We start from the raw sequence: 14761 nt of genomic DNA, 5'->3' as shown, positions 1-14761 counted from the left end.
GTCCGCACGGCCCCGCTCTCTGCACCGGGCCGTCCCCGCGGCCCCGCTCTGACGAAAGGCTCTGCCCATGCGCTTCGCGATCGGCGACACCGACTTCCTGCTCGACGGCGAGCCGCACCGGGTCCTCTCCGGCGCGATCCACTACTTCCGCGTCCACCCGGACCTGTGGGCCGACCGCATCCGCAAGGCCAAGCTCATGGGCCTCAACACCGTCGAGACCTACGTCGCGTGGAACGCGCACGAGGCCTCGCCCGGGCAGTTCGACTTCACCGGTGGACTCGACCTCGGTCGGTTCCTCGACCTCGTCGCCGCCGAGGGCATGCACGCCATCGTCCGTCCCGGCCCGTACATCTGTGCCGAGTGGACCAACGGCGGGCTGCCGTACTGGCTGTTCACCGACGGCACCGTGGGCATCCGCCGCGACGAGCCGCAGTTCCTCGCCGCCGTGTCGCGGTACCTCGACGCCCTCGCGCCGATCCTCGTCCCACGGCAGATCGACGCCGGCGGGACGGACGGCCCCGGCGGGCCGATCGTCCTCGTGCAGGTCGAGAACGAGTACGGCGCCTACGGCTCGGACCCCGTCTACCTGGCCAAGCTCGAGGCGATGCACCGCGCGATCGGCCTCACCGTCCCCTTCACGAGCGTCGACCAGCCGATGGGCACCATGCTCGAGGACGGCTCGCTGCCGTCGCTGCACAAGACCGGGTCGTTCGGGTCCCGCTCCGAGTCGCGTCTGGCCCGGCTCCGGCAGGCGCAGCCCACCGGACCGCTGATGTGCTCGGAGTTCTGGGACGGCTGGTTCGACAGCTGGGGCGAGCACCACCACACCACCTCGGCTGCGGACAGCGCCGCCGACCTCGACGTCCTGCTCGCCGCCGGCGGCTCCGTCAACGTCTACATGTTCCACGGCGGCACGAACTTCGGCTTCACGAACGGCGCCAACGACAAGGGCGTGTACCGGCCGATCGCGACGTCGTACGACTACGACGCCCCGCTCGACGAGGCCGGTCGCCCCACCGCGAAGTTCCACGCGTTCCGCTCCGTCATCGAGCGCTACGCGCCCGTGCCGCCGCTGCCGGCCGCCATGGAGCCCGGTGGGTCCGGCGTGCTGCACGACGGCCCCGGTGCCGACACCGGTGCCGACGCCGGCCAGGAGGCCCCGATCGCCCCCGCCACGGACCTCGCCGTCCAGCTCGACCGGTCCACGGCCCTCCGCACGCTGCTCCCGCAGCTCACGTCGTGGACCACGCACGAGACCACCCCCACGTTCGACGAGCTCGGTGCCGCCTCGGGCTTCGTGCTGTACCGCACCGAGGTCGACCTGCCCGCCGGCGGTGTGCTCACCGTCGGGGGAGAGGTCCGCGACCGCGTCCTCGTCAGCGTCGACGGTCGCTCGGTCGGCGTCCTCGAGCGCGAGCACCACGACCGGGCCATCGCGCTCCCGCCGGTCACCGGGACGCTCGAGCTCCTCGTCGAGGACCAGGGCCGCGTCGACTACGGCACCCGCATCGGCGAGCCGAAGGGCCTGATCGGCGGCGTCACCGTGGACGGCGTGCCGCTGTCCCGGTGGACGGCGTCGCCGCTCGCGCTCGACCCCATGCCGTCCGCGGCGCTCGACGTGCTGCGCGCGCTGGAGCCCGTCGGTTCCGCAGCCGGTGCCGACGTCCTGGCCGGACCCGTCGTGGCGCTCGGGTCGTTCGAGCTCGACGCGCCGTCCGACCGGTACCTGGCGCTCGACGGCTTCCGCAAGGGCGTCGCCTGGGTGAACGGGTTCTGCCTCGGGCGGTACTGGTCGCGCGGGCCGCAGCAGACCCTGGCGGTGCCGGGGCCGGTCCTGCGTGCGGGTCGGAACGAGGTCGTCGTGTTCGAGCTGCACGCGTCGGCGTCCCGCACCGTGCAGCTGCGCGTCGAGCCCGACCTCGGCCACACCGAGGCCTGACCGGGTCTTCTCGCTGCGGTCCTGCCGCGGGTCGAATCGCGCTCAGGAGGTCGAATCGCGCGTCGCGGGTCGTTCGTCCCGACCTCCCACGCGCGTTCCCACTCCCCATCGCGGGCGTCATGGGAAGGACCGCGCGCGGGGGTCAGGCGTCGGGACCGGTTGCCCACTCCCGGACCTGCAGCAGCGCCTCCCGACGCCAGCGCCAGTACGGCGCGAACTTCGTGCCGTCGTCCTCCCAGGCCCGCGTGAGCAGCCCGATCTGACGACGGCGTTCCCGCCCGGCGGTGTCTCGCCACTCGACCCAGGCGTCGTCGAGCACGGCGGTGATGCGCGCGCGGGGGATCGTCCACGAGACGAGGAAGCCGTCGTACCGGAGCTCGTCATCGGCGAGGTGGACCGCGACCCGGGGCAGGCGGCTCGTGAGCCAGATCCCCGTCGCGACGAAGACCGTGCCGAGGACGACGAGGAACACCCGGGCCGACGCGTCCGGGGACGTCGCAGCGAGGGCGATCGCGACTCCGGTGCCCATGAACACCGGGCCCATCACGATCACGTTGATCACACGGTCGAGCTTCGGCGGGCGGATCGTGGTCGTCACGCGGTGCCGGCGTCGAGGGCGTCGAGCTCCGCGCGGGCACGCTCGGCATCGGCGACACGGTCGGCCTCCGGGCGCTCCCACCACACCGGGCCGCGTTCGCCGAGGCCGTGCTTGGCGAGGCCGTTCCGGTGCCGGGCGGCAGCGAGTGCCGCGTCGTCGCCCGAGCGCTTGGCCTGCTTGACCGCGTTCCGCCCACGACCGAGGTGCGACCGGAGCGCCGCGGCGGTCTCCTCGGGCACGGCGGGGTCGGTGCGGCGCCAGCGTCGGCCGTCCACGACGAAGAAGTGGTCGTCCGGCTCGCTCATGCGTCTGAGTCTGCACCGTCGGTGGTGCCCGGTAGACAGGGAACGATGACCGAACCCCGCGTGCGCCCGATGCTCGACGTCCACCGCATCTACGCCGAACCCGCTGCGCTCGAGCTGCCCCGTGGGGCCGAGGTCGTCGCCAGGTGGCCCGACGCCGAGGTCGTCCCCGTCGAGTCGCACTGGAACATCCCCGAGGTCCACGGCGACGAGCGCAACGTCTCGCGCTGGGTGCGGATCAAGACCGAGGCGCTGGTGCTCGGCGTGAAGAAGTCGCTCGTCACCCGGCCGAACGGTCGCTCGGCGGACTTCATCGCGCCGTCGACGGCGAACGGCTGCGCGATGGCGTGCGCGTACTGCTACGTGCCGCGCCGCAAGGGCTACAGCAACCCCGTGACGGTCTTCGCGAACATCGAGCAGATCACCAAGCACGTCGCGCGGAACATCCACAAGCAGGGGGAGAAGACCGAGCCGAACCAGTGCGACCCCGACGCCTGGGTCTACGACATCGGCGAGAACAGCGACTGCTCGGTCGACGCGATGATCAGCGACAACGTGCGCGACCTCTGCGACCTGTTCCGGATGACCCCGACGGCCAAGGCGTCGTTCGCGACGAAGTACGTCAACCGCGACCTGCTCGACTGGGACCCGATGGGGCGCACGCGCATCCGGTTCTCGCTCATGCCGCACGAGACCGCGAAGGTCACCGACATCCGCACCTCCCCGATCGCCGAGCGGATCGCCGCGGTGAACGACTTCGTCGACGCGGGGTACGAGGTCCACCTCAACTTCTCGCCCGTGATCCTCACCCCGACGTGGGAGTCCGACTGGGCCGAGCTCCTGCGTCAGGTCGACGACGTGCTGTCCCCGCGGGCGAAGGCGCAGCTCGCATCGGAGGTCATCTTCCTCACGCACAACGAGCCCCTGCACCAGGTCAACCTCGGCTGGCACCCGAAGGCCGAGGACCTGATCTGGCGTCCCGACCTGCAGGAGCAGAAGGTGTCGCAGAACGGTGCCGTCAACGTCCGGTACCGCTCGGGCATGAAGGGGCAGCTCGTCGAGCGGTTCCGCGAGCTCGTCGCCGAGCACCTGCCGTCCTGCCGCATCCGCTACGCCTTCTGAGCACCGGACCGAACGCACGAACGGCCCGGCATCCGTGGATGCCGGGCCGCTCACGCGGTCAGGAGCAGATGCTCACTTGCCGTCGACGGCGTCCTTCGCCTTCTCGGTCTCCATGCGCGCCTCGCCCATGTGCTGGTCCTTCTTGCCCTGGGCATGCAGTTCCTGGTCGTCGGTGTGCTCGCCGACGGTCTCCTCGACCTTGCCGACGATCTTCTGGGTGGCGTCCTTGGCCTTGTCTCCGAGCGACATGGTGATTCCTTCCGGTGGGGCATCACCGGTGGTCCCGGCGGTGTGTCACCGACAGTACGGACGCCTCTGTACCCCGTTCACTGCGGCGGGACAGGTGCCGGCTGATCAGGGGATCAGACGGTCTGCGCGGTAGCGCGCGAACAGGTCGGCGAAGGCCTGCTCGGTGCGGCGGTAGCCGGTGAACCCGGCGTCTCGGCTCTTGCCCATGTCGGTGACGACCTCCATGGCCCGACCCAGGTCGGCGTCGGTGTGCCACCACGACGCGACACGGGTGATGTCCGGCTCGACGAGGCCGTGGCGCTCGGCGATGCCGGCCCAGGCGGCCTCGTACGGGGCCATCTGCTGCTCGAGCGGTCGGGCCTGCTCGGAGAACCCGACGACGCGCGCCGGGTCGACCCCGAGGTGCGCGGCGAGCCGCGGCCACATCCAGCGCCAGCGGAAGACGTCGCCGTTGACGATGTTGAACGGCTCGTCGGCGCCCTCGGGCGAGGTCGCCGCCCACACCATGTGCTCGGCGAGCAGACCGGCGTCGGTCATGTCGGTCAGGCCGTTCCACTGGGCCTCGCTGCCGGGGAAGACGAAGTCCAGGTCGAGCTCCTTCGCCAGCGTCGCCTGCACCGCGAGGGTCAGGCCCATGTTCATCGCGTTGCCGACCGCGTGACCGATCACCGTGTGGGAGCGGTGCACGGACCAGGTGAAGCCCTGACGCTCGGCGGCGGCGAAGAGCTCGTCCTCCTGCGCGTAGTAGAAGTTCGGGGTGTCGAGCCGCGGCTCCTCCTCGTGGAAGGGGGTGTCCGGCATCTCGCCGGCGGCGTACGCCTCGAACGGGCCGAGGTAGTGCTTCAGCCCGGTCACCAGCGCGACGTGGGCGAGCGGCGCGTGGTCGAGGGCGGCGAGCAGGTCGCGCACCATCGCACTGTTCACGGCGATGTTCTCGGCCTCGGTCGCCTGTCGCTGCCACGCGGTGAAGAACACGTGCGTGGGCCGCTCGTCAGCGAGTGCGCTGCGGAGCCCCTCGGGGTCGCGGAGGTCGGCGGCGATGCCACGGACGCCGTTGCGGGTCCCTGCTCGTCGGGAGAGTGCGCTCACCTCCCACCCGTCCTGGGTCAGGCGCTCGACGAGGGCCGAGCCGGTGATGCCGCTGGCGCCCACGACGAGGGCGCTGCGCTGGGCGGTGGACTGTGTGGTGGTTCCGTCGGGAGTCATCGCTGGTAGCCAACACCTGTCGTCGCGAGGGTGTTCCCTCAGCGTGGACGGCGGATCCGGATCGGGCCCTTGGCGGTCGAGGGGTCGACGACGTTCCCACCCTGGGTGATCTCGACCTCGCCCCGGGCCACCATCCGCCGTGCGGCTCGACGGGCGGGTTCCATCAGGTCGCGCCAGTCCTCGCCACCGATCGCCCGCGCGGCGTCCGACGGGCAGATGCTCGAGGTCAGCACCCGGGCGTCCAGCAGTTCGTCGATGGTGCGCTCGAGCGTGCGGTCGGTGTCGTCGAGCTTGTGCCGACGGCAGGCGTCAGAGCACCACTTCGCATCGGGTGACGCCGACTCCGGCATGCGACGCCCGCAGGACGCACACGTGCGCTCGGCCTGCGCGGCCTCGACCCGGCGTGCGTCGTCCTCGGTGCGGATCGCTCGTCCCATGCGTCCATCATCGTCCGGAAGCGCACTCCCGTACCCAGCCGACGTCGAACTGGCAGCATCGGAGCAGTGACTCCCGACAGCGCCCCCGCCCGACCGTCCGAGCCCGCCTGGGTCGAGCACGTGCTGTGGTGGCACGTCTACCCGCTCGGCTTCGTCGGCGCCGAGGTCCGCCCCGAGACGCCCGTCGGCGACCGGCAGGTGGAGCACCGCCTCGACCGGATCACCGGCTGGCTCGACCACGTCGTCGACCTCGGGCTGAACGGACTGCTCCTCGGACCGGTCTTCGCGAGCAGCACGCACGGGTACGACACGGTCGACCACCTGCGGGTCGACCCGCGCCTCGGGGACGACGCCGACTTCGACGCCCTCGTGACCGCGGCGCACGAGCGCGGCACCCGGGTGGTGCTCGACGGCGTCTTCAACCACGTCGGCCATGAGCACCCGGCGTTCCGGGCGCTCGAGACCGACGGCCCCGCGGCGGTGTCCGCACCGCTGTTCGGCATCGACTGGACCGGCTGGAACCCGGGCGACCCGGTGCCGGTCGGGCTGTTCGAGGGCCACGACATCCTGGTGGCGCTCGACCACTCGTCGCAGGCGACCGAGGACCTCGTCGTCGACGTGATGACCCACTGGCTGGAGCGCGGCGTCGACGGGTGGCGGCTCGACGCGGCCTACGCGGTGCCGTCGGCGTTCTGGGCGCGAGTGCTGCCGCGCGTGCGGGAGCGGTTCCCGGACGCGTGGTTCACCGGCGAGGTCATCCACGGCGACACGGCCACGATCGTCACCGAGTCGACGATGGACTCGACCACGCAGTACGAGCTGTGGCAGGCGGTCTGGCACGGGATCGCCGACCGCAACTGCTTCGAGCTGGCGCACGCGATCGAACGCCACGACGCCCTGCTCGCCACGTCGGCCCCGAGCACGTTCATCGGCAACCACGACGTGACCCGCATCGCCAGTGCGGTGGGGGAGCGGTTCGCGCCGCACGCGGCCGCGGTGCTGTTCACCGTCGCCGGCACCCCGAGCGTGTGGGCGGGCGACGAGTACGGGTGGACCGGGGAGAAGGAGGAACGCCTCGGTGGTGACGACGCCGTCCGTCCGGAGTTCCCGCCGACGCCTCCGGAGCCGACGGCCCTGACCCACACGTACGAGGCGCTCGTCGCCCTCCGCCGTCGGCACCCCTGGCTGCACCGGGCGCACACCGACGTCGTGCACCTGGAGAACACCGTCGTCGTGCTGCGGACGGCGACCGGGGACGACGCGGTCGTGACCGCCCTGAACCTGGCCGACGACCCGGTCGAGGTGCCTGCGGCCGACGCGACCCGGGTGGAGGCGGGCGACGGCGACCTGCGCGACGGCACCCTGAGCCTCCCGGCTGCCGGGTGGGCCGTCCTGACCCGCTGACCCCGGGAACGAGACTCGGGCCGGCGGACAGTTCCGCGGGTTCGTGACCCGCAGAGTGTCCGCCGGCCCGAGTCTCGGTCCAGCGCGGTGCGCCCTACTTCCGAGCGGACGCCGCCCGGCGCTTGTTGAACACGTCGAACGCGACGGCGGCGAGCAGCACCAGGCCCTTGATGAGGGACTGGAACTCGGTGCCGACACCGAGGATCGACATGCCGTTGTTCAGGATGCCGATGATGAGACCACCGACGATGGCGCCCGGCACGGTGCCGATGCCGCCGGTGACGGCAGCGCCACCGATGAACACGGCGGCGATGGCGTCGAGCTCGAAGCCGTTGCCCGCGCTCGGCGAGGCGAGGTTGAGCTGGCCGGTGAAGACCACGCCGGCCAGGGCCGAGATGACACCCATGTTGACGAAGAGCAGGAACGTGACGCGCTTCGTCTTGACGCCGGACAGCTGCGCCGCGAGGGCGTTGCCGCCGATGGCGTAGATGTGGCGACCGAACACCGCGCTGCGCATGACGAGCGAGTACACGACCACCAGCACGCCGAGGATGACGAGCACGATCGGGGTGCCGTTGTAGCTGGCGAGGAGCAGTGCGACGTACATGACCAGCGCGACGGTGAAGACGAGCTTCGTCATGAACCAGGCGAAGGGCTCGTCCTCGAGCTGGTACTTGCGACGCGTGGCACGGCCACGGAACGCGGTGACGACCAGGATCGCGGCGGCCGCGAAGCCGAGGATCATCGTCAGCGGTTCGTAGCCCGAGCTGCCGAACGCCGGCAGGAAGCCGGAGCCGAGCGAGCGGAAGCCCTCCGGGAACGGCGAGATCTGCTGGTTCTGCAGGGCGATCTGGGCCGCACCACGGAAGGCGAGCATGCCCGCCAGCGTCACGATGAACGCCGGGATCCCGAAGTAGGCGATCCAGAAGCCCTGCCAGGCGCCGACGAGGGCACCGATGACCAGGCAGAGGACGACCGCGATCGGCCACGGCACGTGCCACTGGGTGATCATCACGCCGGCCATCGCACCGGTGAAGGCGACGACGGACCCGACCGACAGGTCGATGTGGCCGGCGATGATGACCATCACCATGCCGATGGCGAGGATCAGGATGTAGCTGTTCTGGACGACCAGGTTCGAGACGTTGATCGGGGCGAGGGTGATCCCGCCGGTCGTCACCTGGAAGAAGATGACGATGACGATCAGCGCGATGAACAGGCCGATCTGCCGGAGCTGCCCGGTGAGGTAACTAGCTGCGGACTTGAGCGCGTTCATTGACTGGGGTCTCCCGTTCCTGGGTCATGTACTGCATGAGGGTCTCCGGCGTCGCCTCGGAGCGGGGGACGTCCGCCGTGATGCGACCCTCGGAAAGGGTGTAGATGCGGTCACAGATGCCGAGCAGCTCGGGGAGTTCCGAGGAGATCACGATGATCCCCTTCCCCTGGTCCGCGAGCGCGTTGATGATCGTGTAGATCTCGTACTTGGCGCCGACGTCGATGCCGCGGGTGGGCTCGTCGAGGATGAGCACGTCGGGGTCGGCGTACATCCACTTCGACAGGACGACCTTCTGCTGGTTGCCACCGGAGAGCTTCCCGGTGACCGCGTTGACGGTCGGTGCCTTGATGTTCATGTTCTTGAGGAACTGCCGCGCGACGGTGGTCTCCTCGGAGCCGTTCACGAAGCCCCACTTGGCGAGCTTGCCGAGTGCCGAGCCGGAGACGTTCCGCTTGATGTCGTCGAGCAGGTTCAGGCCGTAGCGCTTGCGGTCCTCGGTGGCGTAGGCGATGCCGTTGTCGATCGCCGCGGTCACCGTGTTCGTCTTGATCGGGACGCCGCGCTTGTAGACGGTGCCCGAGATGCCGGTGCCGTACGAGTGCCCGAAGACGCTCATCGCGAGCTCGGTCCGTCCGGCGCCCATCAGCCCCGCGATGCCGACGATCTCACCGGCGCGGACGTTGAGGTTCGCCTGGTGGATGATCTCGCGCGAGCCGTCGAGCGGGTGGTGGACGGTCCAGTCCTCGATCCGCAGGAGCTCCTCGCCGATCGTCGACTCGTGCTCCGGGTAGCGGGTCGACAGGTCGCGACCGACCATGCCGCGGATGATCCGGTTCTCGGAGATGTCGTCGGCGTGCATGTCGAGCGTCTCGATCGTCTGCCCGTCGCGGATGATCGTCACCTTGTCGGCGATCGCCTTGATCTCGTTGAGCTTGTGGCTGATGATGATCGCCGTCATGCCCTCGGCCTGCAGCGAGCGGATCAGCTCGAGCAGGTGCGCCGAGTCGTCGTCGTTCAGGGCCGCGGTCGGCTCGTCGAGGATGAGGAGCTTGACCTTCTTCGACAGGGCCTTGGCGATCTCCACGAGCTGCTGCTTGCCGACGCCGATGTCCACGATCTTCGTGATCGGGTTGTCCTTCAGGCCGACGCGCTGCAGGAGCTCGGCGGCCGCCAGGTTCGTCTTGTTCCAGTCGATGAAGCCGCCCTTGGACCGCTCGTTGCCGAGGAAGATGTTCTCGGCGATCGACAGGAACGGGCTGAGCGCGAGCTCCTGGTGGATGATCACGACGCCGGCTTCCTCGGAGTCGTTGATGTTCGAGAACTTCACGGGCTGGCCGTCGAGCAGGATCTCGCCCTCGAAGGACCCGGCCGGGTAGACCCCGGACAACACCTTCATCAGCGTGGACTTGCCCGCGCCGTTCTCGCCGCAGATCGCGTGGACCTGGCCGCGTTCGACCTCGATGGAGACGCCCTGCAGGGCCTTGACGCCGGGGAACGTCTTGGTGATGTCCCGCATCTCGAGGATGGTGTCCGTCACGTGGACTGCCTTCCGTTGTGCGCGCGAGCGCGCGTGGTGAGACGAGCGGGAGGCGCGGTGCGGTCTGGCACCGCGCCTCCCGTTCTGGAAGAGGGGGCGGACAGGAGGCGCGGTGCGGTGTGGCACCGCGCCTCCTGTCCGGTGTGGAGCTGGACCTACTTGAGGTCGGCGTCCGAGTAGTAGCCCGAGTCGACGAGGACCTTCTTGTAGTTGTCCTTCGTGACGACCGTCGGCTGGAAGAGGAAGGTCGGGACGACCTTCACCTTGTTGTCGTAGGTCTTCGTGTCGTTGACCTCGGGCTTCTTGCCGGACAGCAGGTCCTCGGCCATGCTCGCCGACTTCTCGGCCAGCTGACGCGTGTCCTTGTAGATGGTCGAGTACTGCTGGTCAGCGATGATCGACTTGACGCTGGCGGCCTCGGCGTCCTGACCGGTGATGGTCGGGAGCGGACGGCTCGAGGTGCCGTAGCCGGCGCCCTGGAGCGCCGAGATGATGCCGATCGACATGCCGTCGTACGGGGAAAGCACGCCGTTCAGCGTGGTGCCACCGGAGTACGACTTCGCGACGAGGTTCTGCATGCGGGACTTGGCGGTCGCCGGGTCCCACTGCAGCGTGGCGGCCTGCGTGAAGCCGTCCTGGCCGGAGCCGATCTTGATGGTGCCGTCCTCGATGTACGGCTTGAGGGTCTTCATCGCGCCGTTGAAGAAGAACGTGGCGTTGTTGTCGTCGGGCGAACCGGCGAAGACCTCGATGTTGAAGGGGCCCTTCTTGCCGGTCTTCTTGCCGTCCGCGTCGAGCACACCGAGACCGGTGAGCAGCGAGGTGGCCTGGTCGACGCCGACCTTCTCGTTGTCGAACGAGACGTAGTAGTCGACGTTCTTGTTGCCCGTGAGCAGGCGATCGTAGGAGATCACCTTGATGCCGGCCTTGGCGGCGGCGTCGAGCTGGTCGGAGAGCGAACCACCGTCGATGGACGCGACGATGAGGACCTTCGCGCCCTTGGTGATCATGTTGCTGACCTGCTGGACCTGCTGCGGGATCTTGTTGTCCGCGTACTCCAGGTCGACCTTGTAGCCGGCCTTCTCGAGGTCGGACTTGACGGCGTTGCCGTCCTTGATCCACCGCTCGGAGACCTTGGTCGGCATGGCGACGCCGACCAGGGCGCCCTTGTTGTCGGTGCTGCCGCTGCCGCCACCGTCGGAGGAGGCGCGACCGCCGGCCGAGCAGCCGGCGAGTGCGATGGCGATGCCGAGGGCTGCGACGCCCGCGACGATCCTGCGCTTCATCATCGAAGTACCTCTGTTCCCGCCACGTCGACGTCGACGTGAGCTGTGTGACCTCGGCTGCTGTGCCGGTGTCGGAGTGTGATGCTCTGAGTGAGCGCTCACATCTTGGGCTGCGCACGACGCCGTGTCAACTCGCTCAGCCGTTTCGTGCGGGCCGTGCGGTTCTCCCACCGAGCGGTACGGTGTGCACGTGACCACCGCATCGACGACGAACGGCAAGGGGCGCAAGGCCCCCACCATCTTCGACGTCGCCGAGCGCGCCGGGGTCTCGCACCAGACGGTGTCCCGCGTGATCAACGGGGACCCGACGGTCCGCGACCACTTCCGGTCCCGGGTCACGACGGCCATCGGGGAGCTCGGCTACCGTCCGCGCGCCGCCGCCAGGGCCCTCGCCGGCGGCCGGAGCAAGGCCCTCGGACTGGTGACGGCGGGGGACGCGCTCTACGGCCCGTCGAGCACCGCGATCGGGTTCGAACGCGCGGCACGCACCGCCGGGTACCACGTGCTGCTCTCCACCCTGCCGGACGACCCGCGGCCCGCCGACCTGACCAGCGCCCTCGTCAGCCTGCTCGCGCAGGACGTCGCCGCGGTCGTGCTCGTCGCCGCCGACAACCGTGTGCTCGACGCCCTCGCGTCGCTGACGGTGCCGGTGACCGTGCCCGTCGTGGTCTCGAACGCGATGCAGCGGGACGCGATCCCGGCGGCGTCCCGCGCCGAGCAGCTCCTGCCGAGCGTCGCAGCCGTGGCGATCGACCAGGTCGTCGGCACCACCCTGGCGATGCAGCACCTGTTCGGTCGCGGGCACCGGCGCATCGTGCACATCTCGGGGCCCACGGTCTCGCAGGAGTCCGAGGTGCGCCGGACCACCTACACGCGGCTCATGGTCGAGGCCGGGCTCGAACCCGTCGTGCTCGACGGCGACTGGACCCCGGCGAGCGGGTTCGCGGCCGGGCGGATGATCGACGCGACGGCGGTGGACGCGGTCTTCTGCGGGAACGACCAGATGGCGCTCGGGGTGCTGCACGCCTTCGCCGACGACGGGCTCCGCGTGCCGGACGACATCGCCGTGCTCGGCTTCGACGACATCCCCGAGGCCGAGCACTTCACCCCGCCGCTCACCACCATCCGGCAGGACTTCATGGCGATGGGGGAGCGGGTGCTCGCCTCGGTGCGGTCACTGGTCGAGGGGCGACCGCTCGACGACACGCTCATCCAGCCGCAGCTCGTGGTGCGCCGCTCGGCCTGAGGTCGGCCCGCTGCCGCTCGGTGCGGCTTCTGTGCCGCGGTGCGAGGTTGCGCACACCGTGCCGCCCTCTGGCCGGGCATCGGGTGCGCAACCTCGCACGAGGCTGCTCAGCGAGCGAGCGGCAGCCAGACGCGCATCGGGACCGCACCGCGGTTCGCCCACGCGTAGTACGGGATCGCGACCGCGCTGACGGACGGGGAGCGGCCCGGCTCGGCCCCGCCGGCACCGGTCACGTCGTCGACGGTGGCCGCGTCGACGGCCGCACCCGAGCCTCCCGGGCGGCTCGCCGTGTCGAGACGGCGGTACGGCCACGCTGCCTGCTCGTGCCGCGTCGGGGCGTGGGCCGGGACGCGCAGCGTGACGATGCCGTCGAGGAGGTCCTCGCGGGGTTCCTCGGTGATCACCGCGTCGGCGTCGACCGTCAGGTCGTCGACCGTGAAGCCGTCCTGGTCGGGCTGCTCGACGGCGTAGACGAGGGGGCCGCGTTCGATCGCGACCTGGCCTCGCGCGGCGTCGATGCGGGCGTCCGCAACGAACCGGTGGGGCGTGGTGTCGAACACGAGCTCGACGGTGTCGCCGGCGTGCCAATCGCGGTCGATCGTGTGCAGGGAGCCAGCGGACGGGTGGGCCTCGGTGCCGTCGACCGTGACCGTCGTCGTGTCCGACCACGCCGGGATCCGCAGCCCCAGGGCGAGGGGACCGTCCTGCGTCACCGTGACCAGGACACGGCCGTCGTGCGGGTAGCCCGTCTCGACGGAGACCGGGCCGAGGTCGGCGGTCGCGTACTGGTGCACCTGGAGTCCGCCGTCGGTCGCGGTGACGAGGTAGCCGTCCAGGCTCGCGAACGTGCGCATGATGTTCGGCGGGCAGCACGCGCAGTCGAACCAGCCGCGGCGGCCGTGGGCGGGGGAGCGGTTCTCGTCGGCGAGGGCGGCGTCGCGGTGCTGCAGCGGGTTGACGTAGAAGTACTCCGTGCCCGCCAGGCTGACCCCGGGCAGGAACGCGTTGTACAGCAGGCGCTCGATCGCGTCGGCGTACTCGGGCTTGCCCGTCGCCAGGAGCAGGCGCCACGCCCACTGCACGCCGCCGATCGCGGCGCAGGTCTCGGCGTAGCCGCGGTCGGTCGGGAGCTCGTACGGGTCGCCGAACGCCTCCCAGTCCCAGCGGGCGCCGAGGCCGCCGGTGATGAATGCCTTCGTCGCCATCATGTCGGTGAACTGGCGCTCGCTCGCGGCCAGGAGCTCGGTGTCGCCGGTCTCGATCGCGACGTCGACGGCCCCCGCGGCGAGGTACACGGCGCGGACGGCGTGGCCCTCGACGGTGGTGGCGGTGCGCGCGGGGACACGGTCGGAGAAGTAGGTCGGCTCGCCGCCGGCGCGCTCGATGATGCCTTGTCCACGGGCGTCGACGAACCAGTGCGCCAGGTCGAGGTAGGCGCGGGTGCCGGTCTCGCGGTACAGCTCGACCAGGCCCATCTCGACGACGGGGTGGCCGTCGATGTCGTGCTTCCTGGGCGTGCCGTCCGGTGCGGTGCCGTCGCCGAAGGTCCGCACGAGGTGGTCCGCGTTCTTGATGGCGACCTCGAGCAGGCCGGTGTCACCCGTCGCACGGGACTGCGCGACCGCTGCCTGCATGAGGTGGCCGGCGCAGTACATCTCGTGGCTCCACTTGAGGTCTGTGTACCGCTCGCCGTTCCCGCGCACCTGCTGCACGGAGTCGAGGTAGCCGTCGTCGGCCTGGGCGGCGGCGACGAGCGCGGTGACCTCGCGCTGCAGGTCGCGGAGGTCCTCGGCGGGTTCGCGGCCGAGCTCCCACGCAACGGCCTCGAGCCACTTGTACACGTCCGAGTCCATGAAGATCGGGCCGACGACCTCGCCCTGCTCCGTCCCCGCGGCGATGCGGAGGTTCCGGAAGTTGCCGGCGGTGTCGAGCTGGCGGTACCCGTCACGGACCGCGTCGCGGCCGTTGCGGTCCTGGCGCAGGTGCCAGAAGCCGCCGGTGATGCGCGGGGTGGCGGTGCCGGCCCCGGTGGTGAGTGGACGGACCGTCAGGTGCGCGGCGGCGGTCGGGAGGACCGGGGTCGCGGTGCGCACGCGGCTGTCGGTGGTGAGCGTGGTGGTCATGACAGCTCCTGGTGACGACGGTGTCGGAAAACGGTT

13 protein-coding genes are annotated in these 14761 nt (G+C 70.4%); 4 read left to right on the top strand and 9 right to left on the bottom strand.

All coding sequences use genetic code 11. The features are described 5' to 3' along the window. The first annotated feature begins 67 nt into the window (after positions 1 to 67). A complete protein-coding gene (locus OVA28_RS17690) occupies positions 68 to 1939 on the top strand; it encodes a glycoside hydrolase family 35 protein (RefSeq protein ID WP_268097906.1) in 1872 nt (623 codons plus the stop codon). Between the two features lie 142 nt (positions 1940 to 2081). On the opposite strand, the gene OVA28_RS17685 is transcribed toward OVA28_RS17690, so the two are convergent. After that, complete coding sequence (locus OVA28_RS17685; RefSeq protein ID WP_268097905.1) at positions 2082 to 2537, bottom strand: hypothetical protein; 456 nt, start codon at positions 2535 to 2537, stop codon at positions 2082 to 2084. Beyond that, entirely contained in the window at positions 2534 to 2842 is a 309-nt protein-coding gene (locus OVA28_RS17680; protein WP_268097904.1) for a biopolymer transporter Tol, read from the bottom strand. Before OVA28_RS17680 ends, OVA28_RS17685 begins: the two co-directional genes overlap by 4 nt. Positions 2843 to 2887: 45 nt before the next feature. Here OVA28_RS17680 and OVA28_RS17675 point away from each other — a divergent pair, with 45 nt between their 5' ends. After that, a complete protein-coding gene (locus OVA28_RS17675) occupies positions 2888 to 3961 on the top strand; it encodes a spore photoproduct lyase family protein (protein ID WP_268097903.1) in 1074 nt (357 codons plus the stop codon). A gap of 72 nt (positions 3962 to 4033) precedes the next feature. Here OVA28_RS17675 and OVA28_RS17670 read toward each other — a convergent pair whose 3' ends face one another. The 3 genes from OVA28_RS17670 to OVA28_RS17660 all read right to left on the bottom strand — a co-directional run bounded on the left by OVA28_RS17670 (position 4034) and on the right by OVA28_RS17660 (position 5853). Then, complete coding sequence (locus OVA28_RS17670; protein ID WP_139200483.1) at positions 4034 to 4210, bottom strand: CsbD family protein; 177 nt, start codon at positions 4208 to 4210, stop codon at positions 4034 to 4036. A gap of 105 nt (positions 4211 to 4315) precedes the next feature. After that, positions 4316 to 5416 (bottom strand): SDR family oxidoreductase, encoded by a 1101-nt coding sequence (locus tag OVA28_RS17665; RefSeq protein ID WP_268097902.1) that lies wholly within the window; start codon positions 5414 to 5416, stop codon positions 4316 to 4318. Between the two features lie 38 nt (positions 5417 to 5454). Next, entirely contained in the window at positions 5455 to 5853 is a 399-nt protein-coding gene (locus OVA28_RS17660; RefSeq protein WP_268097901.1) for a DUF3253 domain-containing protein, read from the bottom strand. Between the two features lie 66 nt (positions 5854 to 5919). Here OVA28_RS17660 and OVA28_RS17655 point away from each other — a divergent pair, with 66 nt between their 5' ends. After that, positions 5920 to 7257 carry an alpha-amylase family glycosyl hydrolase gene (locus OVA28_RS17655; RefSeq protein ID WP_268097900.1) on the top strand — a complete coding sequence of 446 codons (1338 nt, stop codon included), beginning with the start codon at positions 5920 to 5922 and terminating at the stop codon, positions 7255 to 7257. Between the two features lie 94 nt (positions 7258 to 7351). On the opposite strand, the gene mmsB is transcribed toward OVA28_RS17655, so the two are convergent. The 3 genes from mmsB to chvE form a co-directional block, all read right to left on the bottom strand. Beyond that, the gene (gene mmsB, locus OVA28_RS17650) at positions 7352 to 8533 is read right to left on the bottom strand and encodes a multiple monosaccharide ABC transporter permease (protein ID WP_071269573.1); all 1182 of its coding nucleotides are present in this window, start codon (positions 8531 to 8533) and stop codon (positions 7352 to 7354) included. Continuing rightward, a complete protein-coding gene (mmsA, locus tag OVA28_RS17645; protein WP_194661726.1) occupies positions 8508 to 10070 on the bottom strand; it encodes a multiple monosaccharide ABC transporter ATP-binding protein in 1563 nt (520 codons plus the stop codon). The genes mmsB and mmsA overlap by 26 nt, the downstream gene beginning before the upstream one ends. 155 nt (positions 10071 to 10225) lie before the next feature. Next, positions 10226 to 11359, bottom strand: coding sequence for a multiple monosaccharide ABC transporter substrate-binding protein (gene chvE, locus OVA28_RS17640; protein WP_194661727.1), 1134 nt, complete (start codon positions 11357 to 11359; stop codon positions 10226 to 10228). A 187-nt stretch (positions 11360 to 11546) separates the two neighbouring features. On the opposite strand from chvE, the gene OVA28_RS17635 reads away from it, so the two are divergent. Next, on the top strand, positions 11547 to 12602 hold the full coding sequence (locus OVA28_RS17635; RefSeq protein ID WP_194661728.1) for a LacI family DNA-binding transcriptional regulator: 1056 nt from the start codon (positions 11547 to 11549) through the stop codon (positions 12600 to 12602). A gap of 107 nt (positions 12603 to 12709) precedes the next feature. Here the strand turns inward: OVA28_RS17635 and OVA28_RS17630 are convergent, their stop codons facing one another. Next, positions 12710 to 14725 (bottom strand): glycoside hydrolase family 127 protein, encoded by a 2016-nt coding sequence (locus tag OVA28_RS17630; protein WP_268097899.1) that lies wholly within the window; start codon positions 14723 to 14725, stop codon positions 12710 to 12712. Positions 14726 to 14761: the final 36 nt, after the last annotated feature.

The organism is Curtobacterium sp. SL109, assembly GCF_026672405.1.
GTDB lineage: Bacteria > Actinomycetota > Actinomycetes > Actinomycetales > Microbacteriaceae > Curtobacterium.
This window is presented reverse-complemented; position numbering and strand designations above follow the sequence as displayed.

Excerpts from the sequence above, each read along its gene's own strand:
- OVA28_RS17665 (WP_268097902.1), bottom strand. The coding sequence starts at position 5,416 with ATGACTCCCGACGGAACCACCACACAGTCCACCGCCCAGCGCAGCGCC.
- OVA28_RS17660 (WP_268097901.1), bottom strand. The coding sequence starts at position 5,853 with ATGGGACGAGCGATCCGCACCGAGGACGACGCACGCCGGGTCGAGGCC.
- OVA28_RS17630 (WP_268097899.1), bottom strand. The coding sequence starts at position 14,725 with ATGACCACCACGCTCACCACCGACAGCCGCGTGCGCACCGCGACCCCG.
- OVA28_RS17680 (WP_268097904.1), bottom strand. The coding sequence starts at position 2,842 with ATGAGCGAGCCGGACGACCACTTCTTCGTCGTGGACGGCCGACGCTGG.
- chvE (WP_194661727.1), bottom strand. The coding sequence starts at position 11,359 with ATGATGAAGCGCAGGATCGTCGCGGGCGTCGCAGCCCTCGGCATCGCC.
- OVA28_RS17690 (WP_268097906.1), top strand. The coding sequence starts at position 68 with ATGCGCTTCGCGATCGGCGACACCGACTTCCTGCTCGACGGCGAGCCG.
- OVA28_RS17670 (WP_139200483.1), bottom strand. The coding sequence starts at position 4,210 with ATGTCGCTCGGAGACAAGGCCAAGGACGCCACCCAGAAGATCGTCGGC.
- mmsB (WP_071269573.1), bottom strand. The coding sequence starts at position 8,533 with ATGAACGCGCTCAAGTCCGCAGCTAGTTACCTCACCGGGCAGCTCCGG.
- OVA28_RS17675 (WP_268097903.1), top strand. The coding sequence starts at position 2,888 with ATGACCGAACCCCGCGTGCGCCCGATGCTCGACGTCCACCGCATCTAC.